Annotated in this window: 21 protein-coding genes; 13 read left to right on the top strand and 8 right to left on the bottom strand. The window is 63.8% G+C overall.

What is annotated here, in order from left to right; genetic code table 11:
* Positions 1–327 precede the first annotated feature (327 nt).
* The 3 genes from GBJ34_RS08095 to GBJ34_RS08085 are packed head-to-tail and all read left to right on the top strand — an operon-like array spanning position 328 to position 5,103.
* Positions 328–1,536: an MFS transporter gene (locus GBJ34_RS08095; RefSeq protein WP_151718770.1), complete on the top strand. Its 1,209-nt coding sequence runs from the start codon at positions 328–330 to the stop codon at positions 1,534–1,536.
* Between the two features lie 19 nt (positions 1,537–1,555).
* Entirely contained in the window at positions 1,556–2,248 is a 693-nt protein-coding gene (locus GBJ34_RS08090; protein ID WP_151718765.1) for a M48 family metallopeptidase, read from the top strand.
* 59 nt (positions 2,249–2,307) lie between these two features.
* A complete protein-coding gene (locus GBJ34_RS08085; protein WP_151718764.1) occupies positions 2,308–5,103 on the top strand; it encodes a [protein-PII] uridylyltransferase family protein in 2,796 nt (931 codons plus the stop codon).
* A gap of 557 nt (positions 5,104–5,660) precedes the next feature.
* Here GBJ34_RS08085 and eda read toward each other — a convergent pair.
* Together eda and edd are read right to left on the bottom strand one after the other, a co-directional pair.
* On the bottom strand, positions 5,661–6,305 hold the full coding sequence (gene eda / locus GBJ34_RS08080; RefSeq protein ID WP_151718763.1) for a bifunctional 4-hydroxy-2-oxoglutarate aldolase/2-dehydro-3-deoxy-phosphogluconate aldolase: 645 nt from the start codon (positions 6,303–6,305) through the stop codon (positions 5,661–5,663).
* A gap of 22 nt (positions 6,306–6,327) precedes the next feature.
* The gene (edd, locus tag GBJ34_RS08075; protein ID WP_151718762.1) at positions 6,328–8,133 is read right to left on the bottom strand and encodes a phosphogluconate dehydratase; all 1,806 of its coding nucleotides are present in this window, start codon (positions 8,131–8,133) and stop codon (positions 6,328–6,330) included.
* A 217-nt stretch (positions 8,134–8,350) separates the two neighbouring features.
* On the opposite strand from edd, the gene GBJ34_RS08070 reads away from it, so the two are divergent.
* From GBJ34_RS08070 to GBJ34_RS08030, 9 genes are all read left to right on the top strand, one after another.
* On the top strand, positions 8,351–9,049 hold the full coding sequence (locus GBJ34_RS08070; protein ID WP_192931146.1) for a DUF6778 family protein: 699 nt from the start codon (positions 8,351–8,353) through the stop codon (positions 9,047–9,049).
* A 72-nt stretch (positions 9,050–9,121) separates the two neighbouring features.
* The gene (locus tag GBJ34_RS08065; protein ID WP_151718761.1) at positions 9,122–10,330 is read left to right on the top strand and encodes an RSP_2647 family RNA methyltransferase; all 1,209 of its coding nucleotides are present in this window, start codon (positions 9,122–9,124) and stop codon (positions 10,328–10,330) included.
* Positions 10,331–10,345: 15 nt separating this feature from the next.
* Positions 10,346–10,888, top strand: coding sequence for an RSP_2648 family PIN domain-containing protein (locus GBJ34_RS08060; protein ID WP_151718760.1), 543 nt, complete (start codon positions 10,346–10,348; stop codon positions 10,886–10,888).
* Between the two features lie 163 nt (positions 10,889–11,051).
* A complete protein-coding gene (locus GBJ34_RS08055; protein ID WP_151718759.1) occupies positions 11,052–11,519 on the top strand; it encodes a YbaK/EbsC family protein in 468 nt (155 codons plus the stop codon).
* Between the two features lie 150 nt (positions 11,520–11,669).
* Positions 11,670–12,260: a TetR/AcrR family transcriptional regulator gene (locus tag GBJ34_RS08050; RefSeq protein ID WP_151718758.1), complete on the top strand. Its 591-nt coding sequence runs from the start codon at positions 11,670–11,672 to the stop codon at positions 12,258–12,260.
* Positions 12,261–12,276: 16 nt separating this feature from the next.
* Positions 12,277–12,618, top strand: a complete 342-nt coding sequence (locus GBJ34_RS08045; RefSeq protein ID WP_151718757.1) for a DMT family transporter — start codon at positions 12,277–12,279, stop codon at positions 12,616–12,618.
* Positions 12,619–12,774: 156 nt separating this feature from the next.
* On the top strand, positions 12,775–13,269 hold the full coding sequence (locus GBJ34_RS08040; protein ID WP_404811413.1) for a DUF2852 domain-containing protein: 495 nt from the start codon (positions 12,775–12,777) through the stop codon (positions 13,267–13,269).
* A gap of 200 nt (positions 13,270–13,469) precedes the next feature.
* Positions 13,470–13,916, top strand: coding sequence for an RDD family protein (locus tag GBJ34_RS08035; RefSeq protein WP_192931145.1), 447 nt, complete (start codon positions 13,470–13,472; stop codon positions 13,914–13,916).
* 190 nt (positions 13,917–14,106) lie between these two features.
* Complete coding sequence (locus tag GBJ34_RS08030) at positions 14,107–14,943, top strand: arginyltransferase (RefSeq protein WP_151718755.1); 837 nt, start codon at positions 14,107–14,109, stop codon at positions 14,941–14,943.
* Positions 14,944–14,998: 55 nt separating this feature from the next.
* On the opposite strand, the gene GBJ34_RS08025 is transcribed toward GBJ34_RS08030, so the two are convergent.
* The 6 genes from GBJ34_RS08025 to GBJ34_RS08000 all read right to left on the bottom strand — a co-directional run bounded on the left by GBJ34_RS08025 (position 14,999) and on the right by GBJ34_RS08000 (position 23,304).
* Positions 14,999–15,772: a DUF2189 domain-containing protein gene (locus GBJ34_RS08025; protein ID WP_151718754.1), complete on the bottom strand. Its 774-nt coding sequence runs from the start codon at positions 15,770–15,772 to the stop codon at positions 14,999–15,001.
* A 182-nt stretch (positions 15,773–15,954) separates the two neighbouring features.
* Positions 15,955–17,082, bottom strand: a complete 1,128-nt coding sequence (gene prfB / locus GBJ34_RS08020) for a peptide chain release factor 2 (protein WP_151718753.1) — start codon at positions 17,080–17,082, stop codon at positions 15,955–15,957.
* Between the two features lie 154 nt (positions 17,083–17,236).
* Positions 17,237–18,166: a calcium-binding protein gene (locus GBJ34_RS08015; protein ID WP_151718752.1), complete on the bottom strand. Its 930-nt coding sequence runs from the start codon at positions 18,164–18,166 to the stop codon at positions 17,237–17,239.
* A 118-nt stretch (positions 18,167–18,284) separates the two neighbouring features.
* Positions 18,285–20,831 carry a penicillin-binding protein 1A gene (locus GBJ34_RS08010; protein ID WP_151718751.1) on the bottom strand — a complete coding sequence of 849 codons (2,547 nt, stop codon included), beginning with the start codon at positions 20,829–20,831 and terminating at the stop codon, positions 18,285–18,287.
* Between the two features lie 155 nt (positions 20,832–20,986).
* Positions 20,987–22,183 (bottom strand): N-acetylmuramoyl-L-alanine amidase family protein, encoded by a 1,197-nt coding sequence (locus GBJ34_RS08005; protein WP_226341092.1) that lies wholly within the window; start codon positions 22,181–22,183, stop codon positions 20,987–20,989.
* A 17-nt stretch (positions 22,184–22,200) separates the two neighbouring features.
* Positions 22,201–23,304: a pyridoxal phosphate-dependent aminotransferase gene (locus GBJ34_RS08000; protein WP_151718767.1), complete on the bottom strand. Its 1,104-nt coding sequence runs from the start codon at positions 23,302–23,304 to the stop codon at positions 22,201–22,203.
* Between the two features lie 273 nt (positions 23,305–23,577).
* Here GBJ34_RS08000 and GBJ34_RS07995 point away from each other — a divergent pair, with 273 nt between their 5' ends.
* A complete protein-coding gene (locus tag GBJ34_RS07995; RefSeq protein WP_226341091.1) occupies positions 23,578–24,339 on the top strand; it encodes a DsbA family protein in 762 nt (253 codons plus the stop codon).
* Positions 24,340–24,759: the final 420 nt, after the last annotated feature.

Here is a 24,759-nt window from a genome sequence, read left to right as displayed (position 1 = left end):
CTGAACGCTGAACGCTGAACGCTGAACGCTGAACGCTGAACGCTGAACGCTGAACGCTGAACGCTGAACGCTGAACGCTGAACGCTGAACGCTGAAGCCGCACCGGGCAGACCTGTGCAACCGGAAGAATTGTAACCGCGACAAATCGGCGCAGCTTTCGGGTGGACTCTGCCCAGACACAGGCCTAGCGTCCCTGCGATGGACGCCCCGTCCAGTGGCCGTGCCGCGCAACATGCGCCCGCGCCGCCCTGCCCGGCTTGCGTTCGTTCCACCGCAGCTATGTCCGAGCCCAACCAGCGTCCGACCCATGTCCGAAAGACCCGCGCCATGACCACCGCCCCTGCGCCACAGGTCAATCCTGTGCAATCGACCGCGTTCGCGATCATCCTGTCAATCAGCCTGTGCCATATGCTGAACGACATCATGCAATCGCTGCTCTCGGCGATCTACCCGATGCTGAAAGACGATTTCCAGCTCGACTATTGGCAGATCGGCCTGCTGACCACCTGTTTCCAGGGCACCGCCTCGCTCTTGCAACCGGCGGTCGGGCTGTTCACCGACCGCAAGCCGCTGCCGAAATCGCTGCCCATCGGCATGGGGGCCACCTTCTTCGGGCTGATCCTGCTGGCCTTCGCGCCCAATTACCCGATGCTGCTGGCGGGTGCCGCGCTGATCGGGGTCGGCTCGGCCATCTTCCACCCGGAGGCCAGCCGGGTCGCGCGCATGGCTTCGGGCGGGCGCTTTGGCCTTGCACAATCTCTGTTCCAGGTTGGTGGCAATTTCGGCACAGCGATTGGCCCGCTGCTGGCGGCCTTCATCGTGGTGCCGCTGGGGCGGCCCTCAGTTGCGGCCTTCTGCGTGATCGCCCTGATCGGCATGGCGATCCTGAACCGGGTCAGCTACTGGTATGCCGCCGCCTTGACCGACGCCAAGGGCCGCAAACCCGCAAGCACCGCCCTGCCCGTCGCCCGCAACCGGGTGATCGCGGCACTGGTCGTGCTGGCGCTGCTGTCCTTTTCCAAGAACATCTATATGGCCTCGATCTCGTCCTATTACACCTTCTACCTGATCGAGACCTTCAGCCTGACCACCCAGCAATCGCAGCTGATGCTGTTCCTGTTCCTGGGGGCCGTGGCGCTTGGCACGGTTCTGGGCGGCCCGATCGGGGATCGCTTCGGCACGCTGACGGTGATCTGGATCTCGGTCTTGGGCGTCCTGCCTTTCACATTGCTCTTGCCGCATGTCGGGCTGTTCTGGACGGGCGTGCTGTCGGTGATCATCGGCTTCATCCTGGCCTCGGCCTTCCCGGCCATCGTGGTCTTTGCGCAGGAACTGGTGCCGGGCCGGGTCGGCATGGTGGCGGGCATCTTCTTCGGCTTTGCCTTCGGCATGGGCGGGATCGCGGCCGCCGTGCTCGGCATCCTGGCTGACAGCCATGGCATCCGCACCGTCTATGAGCTTTGCGCCTGGCTGCCGGCAATTGGTCTCTTGACCATCTTCCTGCCCAGCAAAAAGCTGTTGCGCCCGGGTGCCTGATACAAGCAGGATCGGGGGGATGCTGAAATTCCTCCCGATCCTGCTGCCGATTGTCTATGCGTTTCTGATGTATCACTTCTCCGCCTGGCGGACGAAGCAGATGCTGGATCAGAAATCCCGCCCGCTGTCTGACACGGCGCTGCTGGATGTGGCCGCGCGACTGGCCGCAGCCCTCGACCTGCCGCAGATCAAGGTTCATGTCTTCGAGATTGACCCGGTAAACGGGCTGGCCGCCCCCGATGGTCGCATCTTCCTGACCGAAGGTTTCCTGCGCAAATACCGCGCAGGCGAGGTCAGCGCGGATGAGCTGGCCTCTGTCATCGCGCATGAGCTGGGCCATGTGGCGCTTGGCCATACGCGGCGGCGGATGGTGGATTTCACCGGCGCGAATGCGATCTTCATGCTGCTGTCGACCATCCTGATGCGCTTCATTCCGGTCGTTGGTGTCTGGATCGCCAATCTGGTGGCCGCCGCCCTGATGGCCCGGATCTCGCGGCAGGACGAGTTCGAGGCCGATGCCTATGCCTCGGCCCTGCTGATCAAGGCGGGCATTGGCACCGGCCCGCAGATCACCCTGTTTGAAAAACTGGGCAAACTGACCGGCAATCGTGGTTCGGCCCCGGCCTGGTTGCTGTCGCACCCAGCCACGCAAGATCGCATCGTAGCTATTGCGGCCAATACTGCGCGCTGGCAATCCCCCGTCGCCCCCTAAGGCCCGTCGCCTCCTGAGCCCCCGTTGACGCAAGGCCGGTGCCGCGCCAAGGTCAGGCCATGGAACATGCCGCTTTCGCCGCCCGCCTCAGCCGCCAGCCCCTGCCCTATGACACGGGTGCCGGGCGCGACGCCCGTGACCGTTTTGCTGATCTGCCCCCCGAGCTTCTGGGGCTGATCGAGGGCACCGCAGGCTGTTCGCCCTATCTGAAATCGCTGATGGAGAAAGAGGCCGACTGGCTGCGCGCCACGCTGTCCGGCGCGCCAGAGCCGGCGCTTGCGGCCGAATTTGCCCGCATCGATGCCCTGCCCCCCGATCAGCTGGCCTCGGGCCTGCGCCAAGCCAAGCGGCGCGTGGCGCTCTTGACCGGGCTTGCCGATCTCGGCGGCGTCTGGCCGCTGGAGACGGTCACCGCCGCCCTGTCCGATCTGGCCGACCGCGCCACCGATCTGGCGCTGCGTGCCTTCACCGCAGACGAGATCCGGCGCGGCAAGCTGCCCGGTGCCACGCCCGATGATGCGGCAACCGCAGGCGGCATGGTCGCACTCGCCATGGGCAAGGGCGGCGCGCGCGAGCTGAACTACTCCTCCGATATCGATCTGATCTGCCTCTTCGATCAGGATCGCTATGGCGCTGACTGGCAAGAGGCCCGCGCGGCCTTCATCCGTGTCACCCGCAAGATGGCGGCGCTGCTGTCGGATATCACAGCCGAGGGCTATGTCTTCCGCACCGACCTGCGGCTGCGGCCCGATGCCAGCGTGACGCCGGTCTGCATCTCGATGGCGGCGGCGGAAGGCTATTATGAGGCGCAGGGGCGCACATGGGAACGCGCGGCCTATATCAAGGCCCGCCCTGCGGCGGGCGATCTGGCGGCGGGGGCGCGGTTCCTGAAGGCGCTGACACCCTTTGTCTGGCGCAAGCATCTGGATTTCGTGGCGATCCAGGATGCCCATGACATGCGGCTGCGCATCCGCGACCATCGCGGCTTGCACGGGCCGATCGTGCTCGAAGGGCATAATATGAAGCTCGGGCAAGGCGGCATCCGCGAGATCGAGTTCTTCACCCAGACCCGGCAATTGATCGCGGGCGGGCGCGACCCCGATCTGCGCGACCGCACCACGGTTGGCGGACTTGCCGCGCTTGCCGCCAAGGGTTGGGTGCCGCCAGATGTGGCCCATGACCTGACCGATCTTTACCGCGCGCATCGCGAGATCGAACACCGTTTGCAGATGATCGGTGACCAGCAGACCCACGACCTGCCGAACAGCCCCGAGGGCATCGCACGCATCGCGGCCTTTTGCGGCGTGGGTGATGTGACCCGGTTCCGCGCCGATCTGCTGGAGCGCCTGACCCGCACCGATACGCTGACCGAAGGGTTCTTCGCTCCGAACGCCGCCGAGGATGGGCCGGAACTGTCGGACAGCGCCCGCGCCATCGTGGAAAACTGGCGCAACTATCCGGCGCTCAGGTCGGAACGCGCGGTGCAGATCTTCCGCCGTCTGCGTCCCACCTTGTTGAAATCGCTGCAAAAGGCCGCCCATCCTGATGAGGCGTTGATTGCTCTGGACGGGTTCCTGTCCGGCCTGCCTGCCGGGGTGCAGCTTTTCGCGCTGTTTGAGGCCAATCCGGTGCTGATCGACCTGATCGTCGATATCGCCTCTACCTCACCAGAACTGGCGCGCTATCTGTCGCGCAATGCGGGGGTGCTGGATGCGGTGATCGGCGGCAGTTTTTGGGCTGCCTGGCCCGGCATGGCCAGCCTGCGCGCCGATCTGGCCAAGGTCATGGCGGCGGTACCCGATTATGAGCGCAAGCTGGATGCGGCGCGGCGCTGGATGAAGGAATGGCATTTCCGCATCGGCGTGCATCACCTGCGCGGGCTGATCGACGCTTTCGAGGCCGGGAAAAGCTATGCCGATCTGGCCGAAGCAGTGGTGGCCGCCCTTTGGCCGGTGGTCTGTGACGAATTTGCCCGCAAGCACGGGCCCCAACCCGGGCGCGGCGCGGTGGTGATGGGGATGGGCAGCCTTGGCGCGGGACGGCTGAATGCGGGGTCCGACCTTGACCTGATCATGATCTATGATGCGGGCGGGGCCGAAATGTCGGACGGGCCGAGGCCGCTGGCGATCCGGCCCTATTTCGCGCGCTTGACCCAGGCCATGGTCACCGCGATGACGGCGCAAACCGCCGAGGGGCGGCTTTATGAGGTCGATATGCGTCTGCGTCCCTCGGGTCGGCAAGGGATGGTTGCGACCTCGCTGACCAGTTTCCGGCTCTACCAGATGGAAGAGGCCTGGACATGGGAGCATCTGGCGCTGACCCGCGCGCGGGTGCTGGCGGGGGACGCGGATCTTGCTGCCGAGGTCGAGACGACACGGCGCGCGGTGCTGACGGCCAAGGCGCAAGGGGACACAATCCTGTCGGATGTCGCCGATATGCGCCGCCGCCTGCACGCAGCCAAACCCGCCTCCGGCGCGTGGGAGGCCAAGAACGGCCCCGGCCGGTTGATGGATATCGAACTGCTGGCGCAGACCGTGACGCTGCGTTCCGCCGATCCGTCGCGGCGGGTGGAGCAACAATTGCGCGCGGGCGTCAGATGCGGCGCGCTGTCCGCCGCACAGGAGACCAGTCTGCTATCGGCCTATCGCCTGCTCTGGCGGCTGCAATGCGGCACAAGACTGTTGACCGATGGCACGCTGGACCTGGCGACACTTGGTGAGGGCGCGCGCGCCTTCCTTGTCCGGGAAACCGGCGCCAGCGACTCGGCGAACCTGTCGGAGAGACTTGCGAGCGCGGTGGTGGAGGCCGAAGCGGTGATCGTGCCTTATATGGCAACCGTCCACCCACCAGACTGATATCGCAAAGGGGAGGCGCGCCTCCCCTCGCCGCTGCGGGGCCGCCCCTTGAGGATAGTTAGGGACAGAAAATCAGCGCGGGGCAGGTCCATTTTCTGTCCTCAGATATCCTCGGGGGTGATTGGGTCGCAGCCCTGGGGCAGATTGCCCCATTCGCTGGACGATCCGTTCCGAAACAGCCTTGTCCCGCCAGATCGATTGCCAGATCTTCCGGCAAGATGACCGCAACCGCGACAAAAGCATGAGCGCGACAGCGACAGCGCGCCTTTATCACCCACGCCCAACCATCCCCATCTTCGGAACGCTGCAAATCGCAGAAACGGATCCTGTTGCGGCCAAGTGATCGAGGCAGGGCCCTCCAAGCTGGGACAAGACGCCACCCGATGCCAGAGGCCATTCGCAGCCAGGCTTCCGCCGCGTCGCGTCGGCTTCCCCCGTCGCATTGCGGGGGTGGCCGCACAGAACGGGACCGTTCCTCCCCTCACCTGTTCCAAAATATCCTCGGGGGGAATGCGCCAAAGGCGCAGCGGGGGGCAGACAGCCCCCCGACTTTCTCTCTATCCGCGCGGCAGGGCGGCGGCCTCGGCAGCCAGCGCCACAATCCCATCCCAATTGCCCGCCTGCATCATCGCCTTGGGGGCAACCCAGCTGCCGCCCACGCAGAGCACATTCTTCAGCTTGAGATATTCCGCAGCCTTGGCCAGCGTGATGCCCCCCGTCGGGCAGAACTGCGCCTGCGGCAGCGGGCCACCGATCGCGGCCAAAGCAGGCGCACCGCCATTGGCCTCGGCCGGGAAGAATTTCTGCACCGTATAGCCGCGTTCCAGCAGGGTCATCACCTCGGAACAGGTGGCAGCACCCGCCAGCAATGGCAGGTCATGTTCCTCACAGGCATCGAGCAGGCGCGCGGTCGCGCCGGGCGAGACGCCAAAGGTCGCGCCGGCGGCCTTGGCCGCCTTCACATCGGCGGGCGTCAGCAATGTGCCGGCGCCGACCACGCCGCCCGGCACCTCGGCCATTGCACGGATCGCATCCAGCGCCACCGGCGTGCGCAGCGTCACCTCCAGCACCGGCAGGCCCCCCTTCACCAGCGCCTCGGCCAGCGGTTTGGCATGGACCAACTCATCCAGCACCAGAACCGGGATCACCGGGGCCAGCGCACAGATCTCGGCGCTGCGTTTGGAGGCTTCTTGCGGGGTCATGGCATTATCCTTGTCAACGGGATCAGAACAGCGACGAGGCGCCCTCGGTCGCATTGCCGACATTGCGGCGGAAGGTCTCGAACAGCTCGCGGCCGGTGCCGAAGCCGTTGGCTGTCAGATCGGCGGTCACTGCCTCGCGATTGGCGAAATCGTCGGCCAGCACCTCGAGCGTGCCGGCGACCGCATCCAGCCGCACCAGATCGCCGTCGCGCAGCCGGGCCAGCGGTCCCCCCATCGCAGCCTCGGGCGCGACATGGATCGCGGCGGGCACCTTCCCGCTTGCGCCCGACATGCGACCGTCTGTGACCAGCGCCACGCGCAGCCCGCGTTCCTGCAAGACCGCCAGTGTCGGCGTCAGCGAATGCAATTCCGGCATTCCATTGGCGCGCGGCCCCTGGAAGCGGACGACGACGACCACATCCGAGGTGAACTCGCCGCGCTTGAACGCTTCTTTCACCGAAGGCTGGTCGTGGAAGATGCGCGCGGGGGCTTCGATGATGTGGCGTTCTGGGGCCACGGCAGACACTTTGATGACGCCACGCCCCAGATTGCCGGACAGCTGTTTCAGGCCGCCGGTCGGGGCAAAGGCATCCCCCGCCGGGCGCAGGATGCGGTCATTCAGCGTCTCGCCCGAACCGGGCTGCCATTCCAGCCGCCCGTCAATCAGCTTGGGCTCCTGCCGGTAAAGGCTCAGACCATCGCCCGCCACGGTCTTGGCGTCGGGATGCAGCAGCCCAGCATCCAGCAACTCGCCAATCATATAGCCAAGGCCGCCCGCGGCGTGGAAATGGTTCACATCGGCCAGACCATTGGGATAGACCTTGGCCATCAGCGGCACGACATCGGAAATATCCGAGAAATCTTCCAAATCCAGCAGCACCCCCGCCGCCCGCGCCATGGCAGGCAGGTGCAGCACCAGATTGGTGGAGCCGCCGGTGGCCATCAGCCCGACAAGGCCGTTGACAAAGGCGCGCTCGTCCAGGATCTCGCCCACCGGGCGATAGTCATTGCCCAGCTGGGTGATGGCCGCGGCGCGCGCCACGGCGGCCTGGGTCAGCGCATCGCGCAGGGGCGTGTTGGGGTTCACGAAACTTGCCCCCGGCAGGTGCAGGCCCATGAACTCCATCAGCATCTGATTGGTGTTCGCGGTGCCATAGAAGGTGCAGGTGCCCGGCCCGTGATACGAGGCCATCTCGGCCTGCATCAGCCGGTCGCGCCCCACTTCGCCGGTGGCGAATTGCTGGCGCACCTTGGCTTTTTCGTCATTCGGGATGCCAGAGGTCATCGGGCCTGCGGGCACGAAGACGCTTGGCACATGGCCAAAGGCCGCAGCCCCGATGATGAGGCCCGGCACGATCTTGTCGCAGACGCCAAGATAAAGGGCCGCATCAAAGGTGTTGTGGCTCATCGATACGCCGGTGGCCAGCGCAATGACATCGCGGGAAAACAGCGACAGCTCCATCCCCGGCTGGCCTTGCGTGACGCCATCGCACATCGCGGGCACACCACCCGCCACTTGTGCGGTGGCCCCGGCCGCCCGCGCGGCAGCGCGGATCAGCTTGGGGTAATCCTCATAGGGTTGATGCGCCGAAAGCATGTCATTATAGGCGGTGATGATCCCGATATTGGGCAGGCGTGCGTCAACCAGCGCACCCTTGTCCTGTCCCATCGCGGCATAGGCATGGGCCTGGTTGCCGCAGGCCAGATGGCCACGCGCAGGCCCCGCCTGCCCCGCCGCCCGGATCCGCGTCAGATAGTCGCCCCGCAGCCCCTCGGACCGGGCCCGGATACGGTCGGTGACGCGGGCGATGGTGGCGTTCAGGGTCATGGCTGGCTCCGTTCAGATCGGCTGGCACAGATATATCAGCTTGCGTTAGCGCTAACAAGACCTAGCAGGACTGCGACCTGCCGCAGCGATCCCACCTGGCTCTGCACATGTTTATGTCCCGAGAATACCCGATGTTTACCATGGTTCGCGCCAAATTCAGCCACGATCAACGCCGATATTGACCTTCACAGGCGGCGATCACCCTTTGGAGGGCAAGATGAAGGCAGCGTTTCGGGTTCTGATGTTTCTGGTGGCGGCTGTCGGGCTGACCGCCTGCGGCGGTGGCATTGCCAGCCGCAACGCACCGCTGGACGGCACGCTTTCTGTGGCGACCAAGCAGGGTCCCACGGTGATGGTGCCGAAATATGATGTGCAGCAGGTGAACGTTACCGTGCCGGAAAAGCTCCGCGTTTCGGAGGCCAATATGTATTACCCGCTGGCGGATATCGTCTGGCGCGGTGAGGCGCGTGGCAACCGCCATCTGCAGGTGAAGTCCATCCTTGAGGAAGGCCTGACGCGCGGCACCGCCGCCATGCATTCGGGCCGCCCGGTGGCGCTGGATGTGGAAGTGACCCGCTTTCATTCGCTGACCGAGAAGACCCGCTATACCTTTGGCGGCGTGCATTCGGTGAAATTCACGCTGTCGGTGCGCGATCTGACCACTGGTGCCATTGTGGACGGCCCCCGTCATGTCGTCGCCGATGTGAAGGGCGCAGGCGGATCGCAGGCCATTGCCGAAGAACAGATGGGCCGCACCATGCGCGTGGTCATCACCGAGCATCTGGCCGCCGTGATTGCCCGCGAATTGTCGACCCCGGTCAGCGTGCCTGCGGGCCTGCCGGAAACCGCCCCCCAAATGGCTGCGGTGTCGCAATCCGTGACCCCAGCAATCACCACGGTCGGTGTCATCTACTGATCCGGGCTTTCAACACGGGTCCGAAACCGCTAGAGGGGGGGCTTCATGCCCCCCTTTTCGATATGTGATCCGATGACCGAGCCCCGCAAGACCGTTCGCCTGAAACCCAAGGCCGAGGCCCGCGCCATCCGCCATGGCTTCCCTTGGGTCTATGCCGACGAGCTGGTGACGGATCGCCGGACCCAGGCGATCGCGCCGGGTGCGCTTTGCGTGCTGGAAGATGGCGACCGCCGTCCGATGGGCCTTGTGACCGTCAACCCCAAATCCAAGATCATCGCCCGGATGCTGGATCGTGACCCGGACACGGTGATCGATCAGGCCTGGTTCGAGGCGCGGATTGCCCGCGCGCTGGATCTGCGGGCGCGCCTGTTTGCCGCCCCCTTCTACCGCCTGATCCATGCCGAGGCCGATGGCCTGCCCGGCGTGGTGATCGACCGTTTCGGCGATGCGGCGGTGATCCAGCCCAATGCCGCCTGGGCCGAGGCGCATATCGTGCCGCTGGCCGCCGCCTTGCAGGCGGTGACGGGTGTGACCACCATCATCAAGAACGGCACCGGCCGCTCTCGGGCGCTTGAAGGCTTGGCCGAGGAAACCGTAACCTTGTTGGGTGGTATCGATACGCCGATCCCGGTGCCGATGAATGGCGCGACCTATATGGCCGATCTGGTCGGCGGGCAGAAAACCGGCCTGTTCTATGACCAGCGCCCGAACCACGCCTTTGCCGCAGGCCTTGCGAAAGACGCCCGCGTTCTGGATATCTTCACCCATGTCGGCGGCTTTGCCCTTGCGGCCCTGGCCGGAGGGGCGGCCTCTGCGCTTGCCGTCGACGCCTCGGCCGCAGCCCTCGCGCTGGCCGCGGAAGGGGCCAAGGCCAGCGGTGTCGCGGATCGGTTCACCACCCGTCAGGGCGATGCGTTCGATGTGCTTGAGGCGCTTGGCCAGGAACTTGAGGGCCGAGATGAAGGCCGCTTCGATCTGGTGATCTGCGATCCGCCGGCCTTTGCCCCCTCCAAACCCGCGCTGGAGGCCGGTCTGCGCGCCTATGAGCGGATTGCACGTCTGGCGGCACCGCTGGTGGCACCGGGCGGTTACCTCGTGCTCTGCTCCTGCTCACATGCGGCGGATCTCTCCAGCTTTCGCAACGCCTCGGCGCGCGGCATTGGCCGTGGCGGGCGGCGTGGTCAATTGATCCATACCGGCTTTGCCGGGCCGGACCATCCGCTGATGCCGCAACTTGCCGAAAGCGGCTATCTGAAATCGCTGGTCTTCCGGCTGGATTGAGGGCGGGCCGGATCGATGCGCGTCACGCTGGATGCCTGCGTGATCTTCCCTTCGGTGCTGCGCACGATATTGCTGCGCGCGGCCCGTGCGGGGCTCTATGAGCCCGTCTGGTCCGACCGCATCCTTGAAGAATGGCAGCGCGCCATTCCGCGTCTGGGGGCGCAGGCCGCGATCGAGGCGGCTGAGGATGCCGCCCGGATGCGCAGGGTCTTTCCCCGCGCGATGACCGCCCCGCACCCCGAGATCGAGGCGCGCCATATCCTGCCCGATCCTGACGACCTGCATGTGCTGGCCACCGCCATCGCCAGCGGTTCGGACGCGATCCTGACCTTCAACGCCGCAGATTTCCCCGGCCATGTGCTCGCGGCAGAAGGGATCACCCGCCGCGATCCAGATGGCTTCCTGTGGGAGCTGCACAGCCGCGCCCCCGCCGCCATCGCGGGGGCGATCCACGACACCCATCAGGACGCCGAACGCCTTGCCGGTCAGACCCTGTCACTGAAGGCGATGCTGAAGCGCAGCCGCCTGAACCGCCTTGCCAAAGCTATCGCCGCCTGAGCGGCCCTGCGATCTTCTACCTGCCTACCCTTCACCCATTGCCATGCCTGTTGCCCCTTCACCCATTCATCTGTTTCCAAATATCCTCTGGGGGTTCCGGGGGGCGAAGCGCCCCCGGGTCACATCGCCCGCCAAGTAGATCCCCACCCAAAGGTCCGCGCCCATGTCGAAATCCCTCGCCCGCGTTACCGCAGCCCTTGCCGATGCAGGGTTGCAGATCACGCCCTTCGAGATGGGCGATTGCCGCACCGCGCAGGCGGCGGCGGATGCGGCGGGCTGCGCGCTGGACCAGATCGTGAAATCGATCCTGTTCGCGGGCGCGGAAAGCGGGCGGCTTTATCTGTTCCTGACCGCAGGCGGCAATCAGGTGGATGCGGCTAAGGCATCTGCCCTTGCGGGTGAGGTTCTGGGGCGCGCCGATGCCAAACAGGTGCGTGATGTCACGGGCTTTGCCATTGGCGGCGTCAGCCCGGTCGGGCATCTGACACCAAGCCCGCAATTCTTCGATCCGCACCTGTTGGACTTCCCGGTGATCTGGGGGGCAGCGGGCACGCCCCGCCATATCTTCCCCATCGCACCGCAAGACCTGCTGCGGATCACCGGCGCCACGCAGGCCGCATTCACCGCCTGAAAGCCCGGCCGCCCTGAGAACCACTCCCCCCGAAAGCGGCGCTGCTGAATGCCCGCCACCCTGTAATCGTTAAAAGATACCCACCAGTATCTTTCTTGACGGCAAACATACCCTTCGGTATGTAACTTCATACCCAAAGGTATGATTCCGATGACCGACGCCTATCGCAAAGCCAAGACCCCCGAACAGACCCGACGCGCCCTGTTGGATGCCGCCGCCGAACAGGCGCTGGCCCAGGGCATTGCCGCCCTCACCCTGCCCGGCGTGGCCGAGGCTGCGGGCGTGACCAAAGGCGCGCTGTTTCATCACTTCGGCTCCAAACAGGGGCTGATCGATGCGCTGTGCAACGCGCTGATTGTCGAGATCGACACAAGGTTGGATGCGGTTCTGGCGGATGATCCGGGCGGCTTCGGCTGTTTCACCCGCGCCTATGTCTTCTGCACCTTTCAACAGCCCGCCACGACCGAGGAGCAAAGCGCCCCGCCGGCCAGCCGATCGCCCTGGTCGTCGCTGTCGCTGTCGGCGCTGACCGATCCGGGGCTGGCACAGATCTGGTCAAACTGGTTTCAGGCCCGCCTTGCCCGCCATGCCGAAACCGACGCCGATCCGGGGCTGGAACTCGTGCGGCTTGCGACCGACGGCTATTGGCTGACCTGCCTGCAGGGGCACCCGCCCTCTGACCCAGATGCACTGTTCCAGCGGCTGATCGCTGCCACCCACCCCTCCTCATCCCATCCGTGAAAGTCCGGAGCCTGCCATGACCCAGCCCGTCACCTATGCCATCCTTGCGGTGGCCATCGCCTTCGAGGTTGCAGGCACCACGCTGCTGGCGCAATCCGCGCAATTCACCCGGGTTCTCCCGACCACAGGCATGGCGATCTGCTATGGCATCGCCTTTTACTGCCTTTCGCTGCTGACCGGGGCCCTGCCCGTCGGCATCATCTATGCGCTGTGGAGCGGCCTTGGCATCGTCTTCATTGCGGCGATCAATTTTGTGATCTTCCGGCAAAGCCTTGATCTCTGGGCGATGGTCGGGCTTGGCCTGATCATCCTGGGTGTTGTGGTCATCAACACCCTGTCGAAAAGCGTGGCGCATTAAGCCCCGAACCGATCCGGCCACGCGACATGTAAAAAACATTCACATCCCCCCCTTGCGCGGAACCGGCGGCTTTCCCATCTTCGTTCATGTGAAAGACATTCACATCAACACCCAACCGGGAGACCGCCGATGCATACCGCTTCTTCCTCTGCCGCAATGGGCGGCCACGCCGCCCCGAGAACCGGCCCACTCAGCCGGATCGGCGAAGGTCTGGGCAATGCCCGCGACTGGCTTGACCGCCATGGCCGCAAGGCCTGGATCACTGCCACCGTCCTGGGCTTCATCACCGTCTGGCCCGCAGGTCTGGGCCTTGGGGCCTATATGCTGATGACCGGCCGTTTCAGCCGCAGCGCCTATCCTGACCATGCCGCCAAATCCCGCTTCAAAGGAGAAACGCAGATGTTTTGCCGCCGTTCCAGCCACCGCAATACCTTCCGCTCTTCGGGGAATACCGCGTTTGACGCCTACAAGGCCGATACGCTGAAGCGCCTGGAAGACGAGCAAGAGGCATTCGAGGGCTTCCTGCAACGCCTGCGCGAAGCCAAGGACAAGCAGGAATTCGACCGTTTCATGGATGAGCGCGCGACCACCGCCGCAGAGACTGCGACCACGCCCGCATCCACGGACGAACCCGCCCGCGGTGCCTATTGACGCTGTTCCCTGTCCGGCCGGGATAACCCGGCCGGGCGGAAACCGGCGGGCAGCCGCACAGCTAGCCCCCCGCAGCACCCACAAGCCCGAGGCTTTCCCATAGGCTGCGGGTCATTCGGCCCCTGTGACTTCGGCCCTTGTGACACAGCCATCCGCCGCCCATCTTTGCCCCTGACATTCTGACATGAAGGACGCCCACGATGTTCGCCCCTCCCGACCTGCTCCGCCTGCCCGATCCGGTGACGCAGGCCGAATTCTATTCCGGCACCGTCGCCAAGCGGGCCTTCTCCTGGGTCATCGATGTGCTGATTGTCGGCCTGATGACCGGCGTGGTGGCGGTGCTGACACTTGGCGTGGGCTTCTTCTTCCTGCCGGTCATCTATGTGGTCATCAGCTTTCTCTATCGCGTCGTGACGCTGGCCGGAGGGTCGGCCACGCTGGGAATGCGGGTGATGAATATCGAGTTCCTGACCCGCAATGGCGAGCGGTTCGACCTCTCGCACGCGCTGCTGCACACGATCGGCTATACGCTGTCGATTGGCACAATGCTGGTGCAGCTGCTATCCATCGCGCTGATGATGATGTCGGCACGCGGCCAGGGCCTGACCGACCATGTGCTGGGCACAGTCGTCATCAATCGGGCCTGACACGAACTGCGGCCCATATCGGTGGGCCGCCCCCAGCGATTGGGCAGCTTGCTGCCGATCCGCCATGATATGGCCCGAAAGCTGTGAGAATCCGATGGACAATCTGAATTGGGCGCTTGGCGACAGGCGCCCTGCTTGCTAACCTCCGCCGCATATCTCAATCCCACCCGGTCATACACCTGCCCAAGCGATGCGTCACACCCTACCCATTGCACCGCAATTCTATGTGACGGCCCCACAGCCCTGTCCCTATCTGGACGGGCGGATGGAGCGTAAGCTGTTCACGGCGCTGCAGGGGGATCATGCGCAGCGGTTGAATGACACGTTGTCGAAGCAGGGCTTCCGGCGCAGCCAGAATGTGCTCTATCGCCCATCCTGCGCCGAATGCTCGGCCTGCCTGTCGGCGCGGATCCGGGTTGCGGATTTCAAGCCCAGCCGGACCCAAAAAAAGGTCCTGCGCCGCAATGCGCATTTGCGCCGCAATGCCACCAGCCCCTGGGCGACCGAGGATCAGTATCAACTGTTCCGCCGCTATCTGGACCAGCGTCACGCCGATGGTGGCATGGCCGATATGGATATTTTCGAATTTGCCGCGATGATCGAGGAAACCCCGATCCGCTCGCGCGTGATCGAATATACCAACCCGGCCGCCGGTGATCCGCGCAACCCGCAGCTTGCTGCCGTCAGCCTGACCGATGTCTTCGATGACGGGCTGAGCATGGTCTACAGCTTTTATGACCCCGATCTGCTGGATGACAGTCTGGGCACCTATCTGATCCTGGACCATATCGAGATCGCGCGCGAGGCGGGCCTGCCTTACGTCTATCTTGGCTATTGGGTGCCGGGCAGCCGCAAGATGGGTTACAAGGCGCGGTTCTCATCGTTGGAGATTTACAAGGCGGGTGAATGGCAACCGCTTGGCGACCCGGAAGCGCACAGCGCCGAGCTGCATCCGCTGTCGGTGGATCCGATCGCCGAACAGGTGGCGCGCATCGCTTTGCCGGAAACCCGCCCCACGCAGGAATGATCGCCCATAGGTAATGGCCCGTAAGGGGTGCTGGGCCGGATCGCAGGGCTGCAATTCAGGTCAGCGCGCGCCGATACAGGTGCCAACTGGCATGGCCAAACAGCGGCAGCACCAGAAACAGCCCGAGAAAGCCAGGCAGCATGGCCAGAAACAGCGCCATCGCGATCCCCGCCCCCCAGACCAGCATGACCAGCGGATTGGCCTGAACCAGCGCAATGCTGGTCAGCATCGCGGTCACGAAATCAACCTCTCGATCCAGCAGCAAAGGCAGGCTGACCACAGTCAGGGCAAACAGCAGCGTCGCAATCACCGCGCCAAGCCCCGTGCCGACCAGCAGCATCAACACCCCTTGGGATGTGGTGAACACCTCCAGTGACGAGGTGATATTGGTCAGCGACACCGTGCCAAGGAACAGCGCAAAGATCATATGCGCAAGGAAGTTCCAGAACAGGAAGAAGATCACGATCACCGCCGCCATGGACGGGATCTGCCGGTCCTTCTGGCGGAAGATCACCCCGGCAATGGCGCGCAAGTTCAAGGCCTCGCCCGTCTCCAGCCGCCGCGAGATTTCATAGAACCCGCAGGCAATGAAGGGGCCAAGGATCGGAAAGCCCGCGCTGGCGGGCAGCGTCCACCACAATTGTCCCTGCGCGGTCAGCGCCCAAGCCACGAGCCAGCCACCCAAAACATAAGGAAGCGCGAAGGCCAACGCGAAAAGCGGTGCCGCCCGCAGGTCCCTTCCGCCGGCGGCCAAGGCGGCCCACAGATCGGAAAAGCCGATCAGATTGATCTCTGCTGTGGCGGCAGGCGTGGCCCCGATCTGCGACATCTTGTCGTCTCCCCTTTGCGGATAAGTTAAGCGCAGGAAATCACAAGAAAAAACCTGTTTCTTCAATGCAGGATATCGGCCTTGGGCGCAAAGGCTGCGGGTTCAGATCCATGGTTCAGGGGCTGAAATGGAAAAGGGCACCGCAACGGGTGCCCTTTGATCTATCGCCATGACGCCCGGGATCAATCCTCGGCGGTGGCCTCGGCGCGGCTTTTCCCGGCCACATCCAGCGCCAGCGTCGCCTGCATGAAGCGGTCCAGATCGCCGTTCAGCACGCCATCGGTGTCCGAGGTTTCCACATTGGTGCGCAGATCCTTCACCATCTGGTAAGGTTGCAGAACATAGGATCTGATCTGGTTGCCCCAACCCGCATCGCCCTTGGCCTCGTGGGCGGCGTTGATCGCAGCGTTCCGCTTGTCCAGTTCCATCTGGTAAAGCCGCGATTTCAGCGCCTTCATGGCGATATCGCGGTTCTGGTGCTGCGACTTTTCAGAACTGGTCACCACGATGCCGGTGGCAAGGTGGGTGATCCGCACCGCCGAGTCGGTGGTGTTGACGTGCTGACCGCCCGCGCCCGAAGACCGATAGGTATCAATGCGGATCTCGTTCGGCAGAACCTCGATCTCGATATTGTCGTCGACCACCGGATAGACCCAGACCGAGCTGAACGAGGTGTGGCGCCGCGCCGCGCTGTCATAGGGCGAGATGCGCACCAGACGATGCACGCCGCTTTCCGATTTCAGCCAGCCATAGGCATTCGGTCCGCTGATCTTGTAGGAGACCGATTTGATCCCGGCCTCTTCGCCCTCGGAGATCGATTGAAGTTCGACCTTGTAGCCCTTCTTTTCGGCCCAGCGGGTGTACATCCGCGCCAGCATCGAGGCCCAGTCGCAGCTTTCGGTGCCGCCCGCGCCCGCATTCACCTCAAGGAAGGTGTCATTGCCATCGGCCTCGCCATCCAGCAGCGCCTCAAGCTCCTTGGCGCGCGCGGTGTCGACCAGGGCCTTGATGGTGGCCTCGGCCTCGGCCACGATCTCGGCATCGCCCTCGGCCTCGCCCATCTCGATCAGCTCGATATTGTCGCGCAGACCCGCCTCGATCATCTTGTAGGTGCCAACGGCATCCATCAGCATCTGACGCTCGCGCATCAGCTTTTGCGCCTTGGCCGGATCGTTCCACAGATTGGGATCCTCGATCAGCGCATTGAATTCCTCAAGCCGGTGCGGCGCGGTCTCGTAATCCATGCGTTGCGCAAGCAGGGCCAGCGATTTGCGGATGGCTTCGGCTTGGTTCTGGGTTTCGGCGCGCATCGCTTGGTCTTCCCGTCGGCAAATAAGGGTCTGGCGCGGGTTCATACCGCGCCAAGGCGCAAGCGACAAGCGTTCAACAGCGGGAAGCGGCGATGCCTGCGCAAAGCCTCGCCGCTTTGGTCGTCACACCCTGCCCGGATCGGTGGCTGCGAACTTAAAAATAGAAGTCATCCGCCAGAAGATCGGCCTTGGCGACCCCTTGCAGCACAATCGTATCCGATGCGTTCAGCCTGAGAACGGCATCGTTGCCCTGCATGGTGATCTTCTTCAGGATCTCGTCGAAACTGCGGAAGATCCCCCCTGCCAGACTGATCCTATCCCCCGAGGTCAGATTGAAATCGGTGATGACAACCCTTCCATCCAGGTTCTGGTTGTCAAAGATATCGGCCCCCGCGCCGCCAGTGACCCGGCTGCCGCCGGTCAGGACAAAGGCATCGTTTCCAGCCCCGCCAAACAGCGAATCCAGTCCCTTGCCACCGTAAAGGGTGTCATTTCCCGCCTCGCCATAGAGACTGTCATTGCCGTCCCCGCCGTAAATCTCATCCTGCCCGGCACCGCCCCGCAGCCGGTCGTTGCCCTCTTCGCCGAACATCATATCGGAACCGGCCTGCCCCAAAAGCTGGTCGCTATAAAATCCGCCGGTCAGGGTATCATTGCCCGCGCCGCCCTTCAGGGTCGAGGCATTGCTGGACTGGCCGGTAATGTCGTCATGGAACCGGGTGCCGATCACGACGTCGATATTTTCGGCGGAATCCCCGCGGGCCGCGCCGGTATTGCCGGTCGAGAACCCACTGATCGAAAGCGTCATCCCGCTCTTGGCCCGGCTGTAATCAAGCGTGTCCCGACCGGCGAACCCATAGAAGACGTCTGCCCCTTCGCCATGCAGGAAATAGTCATCGCCGTGCCCGCCATACATGGTGTCATTGCCCTTGCCACCATCAATGCGATCGCCCTTGTCCGCGTGATACCAGTTGTTGGAATGCCCGCCATAAATCAGGTCATTGCCGCCATTTCCGAATATAACATCTTTGCCGCTGGTTCCGAAAATCGTATCGGCGCGGCCGGTTCCCTTGCGCGTTGCCATGTCATCACCAATGAAAAAAGTTGGGTCATCAAAGATGCACCCATCCTGAGGCAATGCGCCCGGCTCTGTCTATCTAAATTTAAGGAAGGCGGCCGGGCCCGGATCGGGCCCTGGCCGGTCAGTAAAGCCCACCCGAAGACAGCGTGCCGAAATCGGCCTTCTTCTTCGGGATCACCCTTGTCTGGCCACTGGCCGTGGTGACCTGCGCCGCACCGCCATCGGTTTCGCCCACCGCAAACAACGGCAGGTTTTCTCCCATGGCAAAGCCGCCATCGACGAAGAAGCCACCGCCGCCGCCCTCATCGCCGTCACGGAAGTATTCCGATACGACATTGTCGCCCTGCGCGGTATCGGGCAGGCGCGCGCCCGAGAAACGGTCGATCTTCACGAAATGGCCGCCCGGCGGCACGGCAAACTTGCCGCCACCGTATTTCTTCACCGCCGCCCGCATGAAGGATTCGAACACCGGGCCGCATAGCCCGCCGCCCGAGGCATTGCCGCCAAGGGTGCGCGGGTTGTCATAGCCGATATAGCAACCCGCCGCGATGTTCGAGGTATAGCCCACGAACCACACGTCCTTTGCGTCGTTTGTGGTGCCGGTCTTGCCCGCCACCGGCACCGGCAGGTTGATGCCGCGCCCGGTGCCACGCTGCACCACCCCCTCCATCATGGAGGTGATCTGATAGGCGGTGATCGCATCGATCACCCGTTCGCGCTTGGAAACGATGGTCGGGGCTTCCCCCGCAGGCAGGATCGCCGCCTCGCAATTGGTGCAGCTGCGCGCCTCGTGACGATAGACCGATTTGCCATAGCGGTCCTGCACGCGGTCCACCAGCGTCGGCTCCACCCGCTCGCCACCATTGGCCAGCATCGCATAGGCAGAAACCATCTTCAGCAGCGTGGTTTCCTGTGCCCCCAGCGAGTTGGACAGGAACGCGTTCATCCGGTCATAGATGCCGAAACGTTCAGCATAGCCTGCAACCGTCTCCATGCCGATCTCCTGCGCGATCCGCACCGTCATCAGGTTCCGGCTCTGCTCGATCCCGGTGCGCAATGGCGTCGGCCCGTAAAACTTGTTCGAGGCGTTCTTGGGCCGCCACAGACCTTGCGGCGTGTTCAGCTCAATAGGCGCATCGACCACGATGGTCGAGGGGTTGAAACCGCTGTCCAAGGCCGCCGCATAGACGAAGGGCTTGAAGCTCGACCCCGGCTGACGCAGGGCCTGGCTGGCGCGGTTCAGCTCCGAATCCTGGTAGGAAAAGCCGCCCTGCATCGCCATGACGCGGCCCGAATTCACATCCATCGCCATGAAGGCGCCCTGCACCTCCGGCACCTGGCGCAAGGTCCAGCGGATGAAGCTGCCATCGCTGTCGCTGGTCATTGCGCGCACCAGCACCACATCGCCCACATCAAGCAGATCAGACGCCACGCGTGCCTTCTTGCCCAGCTTGCCATCCGCCAGACGCTTGCGCGCCCAGGTCACATCCTCGGCCGGGATGAAATGGCCATCCTCGTCTTCGTCCACGCCCTCGATGCCGATGCGGGCGCTGCTTTCGCCAAGGCTCAGCACAACGGCCGGATGCCAGCCCGCGATATCGCGGGGCACCGCGACCTTGGAAAGCGCCTCGCGCCAATCCGCTTCAGAGGTCAGCGCGCCGGGTTCGATCTTTTTGCCGGTGCCGCGCCAGACGCCCTGCCCGCGATCATAGCGTTCCAGACCGCTGCGCAGCGCGGCGGCGGCCGCCTCTTGCAGATCGGGATCGACGGTCGCGCGAATGGCAAAGCCCGCCGAGAAGAATTCCTTCTGGCCAAAGCTGGTCGAAAGCTGGCGCCGGATCTCATCGGTAAAGTAGTTGCGCGGCGGAAGCGTGGTGCGGAAGGCGGGATAGTCGCCATTCTGCACCGATTTCAGCGGCTGTGCGACCTCGACCTCATAGGTTTGCGCGTCGATATAGCCATTGTCGCGCATCTCGCGCAGCACTTCATTGCGACGGCGCAGCACCTTGTCATGGTCGCGCACAGGGTGCGAGCGCGCGGGCTCACGCGGCATGGCGGCAAGGGTCGCGGCCTCATGCGGGGTCAGTTCGGTCAACGATTTGTTGAAATAGGTCAGCGCGGCAGCGGCCACGCCATAGCTGTTCTGACCAAGATAGATCTCGTTCAGATAAAGTTCCAGAATCCGGTCCTTGGGCAGCGCATCGACAAGACGGGTCGACAGGATCAATTCCTTGATCTTGCGTTCCGCCGTGCGGTCGCCCGAGAGCAGGAAGTTCTTGGCCACCTGTTGCGGGATGGTGGAGGCACCGCGCAACCGGCTGCCCGAGGCCGCATCGCGCACCGCCGAAGCGATGCCGAGAATGTCAAAGCCCTTATGGGTATAGAAATGCTTGTCCTCGGCGCTGATGAAGGCGAATTTCACCACATCCGGCACATCCTCAATCGAGGCGAACAGCCGGCGTTCCTCGGCAAATTCGTCGATCATGCGGCCCTCGCCGTCATAGATGCGGCTGATGATCGGCGGCTTGTATTGGGTCAGGCTTTCATAGCTGGGCAGGTCGCGGGAATAGATCCAGAACACCGCGCCAAAGGACAGCGCCGCGAACAACAGGCCCAGTGTCAGAAAGCTGAAGATGGCTCCGATAAAGGACCCGATAAACCGCGCCACGCCTGCACTCCTGCCGCTACCCAGACCATGTCCCATATCGCGCCCCCCATTCAGGGCCCCAAAAGGGTTGCCCCCATATAGGCGCAAAGCGGCCCGAGGTCAAAACACATGGCCGCGTTCCGGATGCTTACGCGGGCATTTTCGCCGAGACCGGCCTAGCGTTGCAGGCCGGCCCGCGCGGCCTCGTCCTTGTGCCAGGCCCGAATGCCCTCACGCAGCGCCGCTGCCATCTTGGATCGCCAGGCCGGATCTTGCAGGCGCTTCAGGTCACGTTCCGAAGACAGGAAGCCAAGTTCCAGCAGGGCCGAGGGGATATCGGGCGATTTCAGCACCGAAAACCCGGCCTCCTGCCGGGGATGACGGTGCATCCGCAGATCTGCCGCCTTGATCGCGGTCACCAGCGCATCGGCCAGCCGATCCACACGCGGCTCGGTCTCGGTGCGGGCCATATCCATCAAGACCCGCGCCACCATGTCATCCTGTTCGGTCAGATCGACGCCTGCCAGCAGATCGGCGCGATCGTGGCGTTCGGCCAGGGTCTTGCCGGCCTCATCCGATGCTGCATCCGACAGGGTATAGATCGTGGCCCCCACCGCCTCGCCCTCGGCAATCGCATCGGCATGAAGCGAGATAAACACATCCGCCCCCACCGCGCGGCTGGTCGAAATGCGCGTTTCCAGCGGCACGAAGGTGTCTTCCTCGCGCGTCAGCACCACAATCGTATCGCCATCGCGCATCATCAGCTCTTTCAGCTCGCGTGCGAAGGTCAGGACCAGATCGGCTTCCTTCACCCCGTCGCGCTCGGCACCCGGGTCAATCCCACCATGACCGGGATCCAGCACGACGACCAATTGCCCGTCATGGCGCGCCTCGACGCGCGCCACATCGGCGGGTTTGGGCAGTGCCCAACCTGCGGGCTCGGGCGCTGCGGCCTTTGCGGCAAATTCTTCGGCACTGGCCGGGTCCATCCGCAAGGTGATGCGGGTGCCGGGGGCCGTGGTCATGCCCGCCTCGGCAATCACCATCGGCCCCGGCAACGGTGCCACCAGCCGCGACCAGCCCGGGCGGAATGCACCCGCCTGCAGATCGGGCACACCCGATTGCGGCATCTTGTCGATGCCCTGCCAGTCCACCTCGCGAAAATCCATCACAAGGCGCGGCGGATCATCCACAACACGGGCGCGCCATGGCACCGACTGGCTGAGGCCAAGCGTGAGATCCAGCCCAGAGGCCGAGGCCTCGACCCGGCTCACTTCCGGCAAAAGCCGCGCCAATGCCGTCAGCTCCTGTGCGCGCAGCCCAAGGGGCAGCAGCATCAGCATCAGAAGCCAGACCAGACCGAACCGCCGCATCGTCAAATCAACCCGTCCTAGCCCCGTTTCGCCATATAATCCTGCAACCGGCGCAGGCCTTCGGCAATATCCGCCGTCGCCCGCGCATAGGAAAAGCGCAAGGTTTGCGCGCCGCGTGCGGGATCGAAATCAAGGCCCGGCGTCACCGCAACGCCCGCCTGATCCAGAATCTCCGCAGCAAAAGCCAGCGAATTGTCGGTCAACGCGCTGACATCGGCATAGATATAGAACGCCCCATCGGGCGGCGCGATGCGATCGAACCCCGCCTTGGGCAGACCTTCCAGCATCAGGCGGCGGTTCTCGGCATAGACCGCGCGATTGGCCTCCATCTCGTCGATGCAATCCAGCGCATGAAGGGCTGCAACCTGACTGGCATGGGGCGGGCAGATGAACATGTTCTGCGCCAGCCGTTCCACCACGCGGATATGATCCTCGGGCACCACCATCCAGCCAATGCGCCAGCCGGTCATGCTGAAATATTTTGAAAAGCTGTTGATGACATAGACGTCATCGCTGATTTCCAGCGCCGACACCGCGCGCGCACCGTAATGCAACCCGTGATAGATCTCGTCCGAGACAAACTTGATGCCGCGACCCGCGCAATGCACGATCAGATCCGACAGCGCCTGATGCGACAGCATGGTGCCCGACGGGTTGCCAGGGCTTGCCACGATCATGCCTTGCAGATCGACACCTGCCAGATCGGCGGGCACGGGTTGCAGCCGGTTTTCCACCGAAGCCGGCAGGCCCACGGCCTGCAAGGACAGCGCCTTGAGGATCTGACGATAGGAGGGATAGCCCGGCTCACCCAAACCCACGCGGTCGCCCGCATCGAACAGCGCGGAGAAGGCCAGAAGGAAAGCGGCCGAAGACCCGGCGGTCACCACCACGCGATCTGGATTGAGATCGATCCCATACCAACGCCGGTAAAGACCTGCGATGCCCCGGCGCAGTTCTGGCAGGCCTAGCGCCACGGTATAGCCCAAAGGTCCCGCCTGCATCGCATCGGAAAGCCCCTTCAGCGCGCCCGTTGGTGCCGGGGTGCCGGGCTGGCCCACCTCCATATGGATGATGTGGCGGCCCGATGCCTCCAGCGCGCGCGCCTTCTCCATGACATCCATGACGATGAAAGCGTCAACCTGTGAACGCTTGGAAAACCCTAGGCTATCGGCCAATTCTCGCCCCCGAAACAGCAGTTATGGATCGCTTTACGCTGGCAATGCCGCATTTGCCCAGCCGGGAACCTTCACGATGAAGGCATCGACGAGCGCACGACTTGAAACCTGCATACAAGCCCCCGTAAAGTCGCGCAGACACTGGCCCGCCGGGGCGCGCGCGTCAAGCAGGCCCCCCGGCCCTGCCCGCGAAGCCCCGCCGCCCCTTCGGAGATTTTGATGACCCGTCCGCTTTTCACCCTGCCCGCCCTGGGTTTCGGCCTGATGCTGGGTGCCGCCCTGCCGGTGCAGGCCTTCGACATGACCGCCATGTCCGAGGCCGAACGCGCGGCCTTTCGCGATGAGGTGAAAGCCTATCTGATGGAAAACCCCGAAGTGTTGTTCGAGGCGATCCAGGTTCTGGAAGATCGCCAAAAGGCGGCCGAGGCCGAATCTGACTTGAAGCTGGTCGCCGACAACAAGGCGGCGCTGATGCAGGATCCCTCCGACTGGGTCGGCGGCAATCCGCAGGGCGATATCACCGTGGTCGAGTTTCTGGATTACCGCTGCGGCTATTGCCGCAAGGCCTGGCAAGAGGTCGAGGAGCTGGTGAACAGCGATGGCAATATCCGCTTCATCATCAAGGAATTTCCGATTTTGGGCGAGCAGTCGATGCTGTCAGCGCAATTCGCGCTGGCCGTGCGCCAGATCGGCGGCGATGCGGCCTATAAAAAGGCCCATGACGCGCTGCTGACGCTGCGGGGCGATGCCACGCCGGAAACGCTTGGGTCATTGGCGCAGGATCTGGGGCTGGACGCGCAAGCGGTGCTCGCGCGGATGAACAGCCCCGAGGTGAAATCGGTGATCGATGCCAATCACGCGCTTGGCAGCAAGATGCAGATCAATGGCACCCCGAGCTTTGTGGTGGAAACAAGTATGCTGCGGGGCTATGTGCCGCTGGAAGGGATGCGCCAGTTGGTCGCCCAGGAACGCGAGGGCTGAGGCCGGAATTTTGAATTGAGACCGCCCTTTTGCGGCCGCCCTTGGGCGGCCGTATTGCATTGCTGCGGCATTTCATCAGGCAGCTTGCGGGAATAGCCGGACAACTATCGATAGTCCTGAGTAACCAGTAACAGAGTTGAAAAAATGGCTGAATTATACGCCCAGGATGTCACCGATTTTCGGACATTCCGTTTCCCCGATCCACTTTTTTTGACTATTACGGCGCAAGCGCGACCGGCGGCACAATCGACGGCCTGTCGCGGTCCTTCAGTTATGCCTCCTTCGGGGCAACATGGAGCACCAGCCGCAGCAGCGCTTCGACTGGGCATTGTTGCAGAAGTCCGGCTGCGGCTAGACGCGCCCCTTTCCCCGTTGGGTTCAGGCCACGCGTTCAATCTCGGCAGTGCCGAGTGCATTGAA

This window comes from Gemmobacter serpentinus, from assembly GCF_008973825.1.
GTDB classification, from domain to species: Bacteria; Pseudomonadota; Alphaproteobacteria; order Rhodobacterales; family Rhodobacteraceae; genus Gemmobacter; species Gemmobacter serpentinus.
This window is presented reverse-complemented; position numbering and strand designations above follow the sequence as displayed.

Coding starts and splice junctions, on each gene's coding strand:
- eda (WP_151718763.1), bottom strand. CDS start 6,305: ATGACCCCGCAAGAAGCCTCCAAACGCAGCGCCGAGATCTGTGCGCTG.
- GBJ34_RS07995 (WP_226341091.1), top strand. CDS start 23,578: ATGACCCGTCCGCTTTTCACCCTGCCCGCCCTGGGTTTCGGCCTGATG.
- prfB (WP_151718753.1), bottom strand. CDS start 17,082: ATGCGCGCCGAAACCCAGAACCAAGCCGAAGCCATCCGCAAATCGCTG.
- GBJ34_RS08070 (WP_192931146.1), top strand. CDS start 8,351: ATGAAGGCAGCGTTTCGGGTTCTGATGTTTCTGGTGGCGGCTGTCGGG.
- GBJ34_RS08050 (WP_151718758.1), top strand. CDS start 11,670: ATGACCGACGCCTATCGCAAAGCCAAGACCCCCGAACAGACCCGACGC.
- GBJ34_RS08025 (WP_151718754.1), bottom strand. CDS start 15,772: ATGTCGCAGATCGGGGCCACGCCTGCCGCCACAGCAGAGATCAATCTG.
- edd (WP_151718762.1), bottom strand. CDS start 8,133: ATGACCCTGAACGCCACCATCGCCCGCGTCACCGACCGTATCCGGGCC.
- GBJ34_RS08015 (WP_151718752.1), bottom strand. CDS start 18,166: ATGGCAACGCGCAAGGGAACCGGCCGCGCCGATACGATTTTCGGAACC.
- GBJ34_RS08000 (WP_151718767.1), bottom strand. CDS start 23,304: ATGGATGTCATGGAGAAGGCGCGCGCGCTGGAGGCATCGGGCCGCCAC.
- GBJ34_RS08055 (WP_151718759.1), top strand. CDS start 11,052: ATGTCGAAATCCCTCGCCCGCGTTACCGCAGCCCTTGCCGATGCAGGG.
- GBJ34_RS08090 (WP_151718765.1), top strand. CDS start 1,556: ATGCTGAAATTCCTCCCGATCCTGCTGCCGATTGTCTATGCGTTTCTG.
- GBJ34_RS08085 (WP_151718764.1), top strand. CDS start 2,308: ATGGAACATGCCGCTTTCGCCGCCCGCCTCAGCCGCCAGCCCCTGCCC.
- GBJ34_RS08005 (WP_226341092.1), bottom strand. CDS start 22,183: ATGCGGCGGTTCGGTCTGGTCTGGCTTCTGATGCTGATGCTGCTGCCC.
- GBJ34_RS08045 (WP_151718757.1), top strand. CDS start 12,277: ATGACCCAGCCCGTCACCTATGCCATCCTTGCGGTGGCCATCGCCTTC.
- GBJ34_RS08065 (WP_151718761.1), top strand. CDS start 9,122: ATGACCGAGCCCCGCAAGACCGTTCGCCTGAAACCCAAGGCCGAGGCC.
- GBJ34_RS08030 (WP_151718755.1), top strand. CDS start 14,107: ATGCGTCACACCCTACCCATTGCACCGCAATTCTATGTGACGGCCCCA.
- GBJ34_RS08040 (WP_404811413.1), top strand. CDS start 12,775: ATGGGCGGCCACGCCGCCCCGAGAACCGGCCCACTCAGCCGGATCGGC.
- GBJ34_RS08060 (WP_151718760.1), top strand. CDS start 10,346: ATGCGCGTCACGCTGGATGCCTGCGTGATCTTCCCTTCGGTGCTGCGC.
- GBJ34_RS08095 (WP_151718770.1), top strand. CDS start 328: ATGACCACCGCCCCTGCGCCACAGGTCAATCCTGTGCAATCGACCGCG.
- GBJ34_RS08035 (WP_192931145.1), top strand. CDS start 13,470: ATGTTCGCCCCTCCCGACCTGCTCCGCCTGCCCGATCCGGTGACGCAG.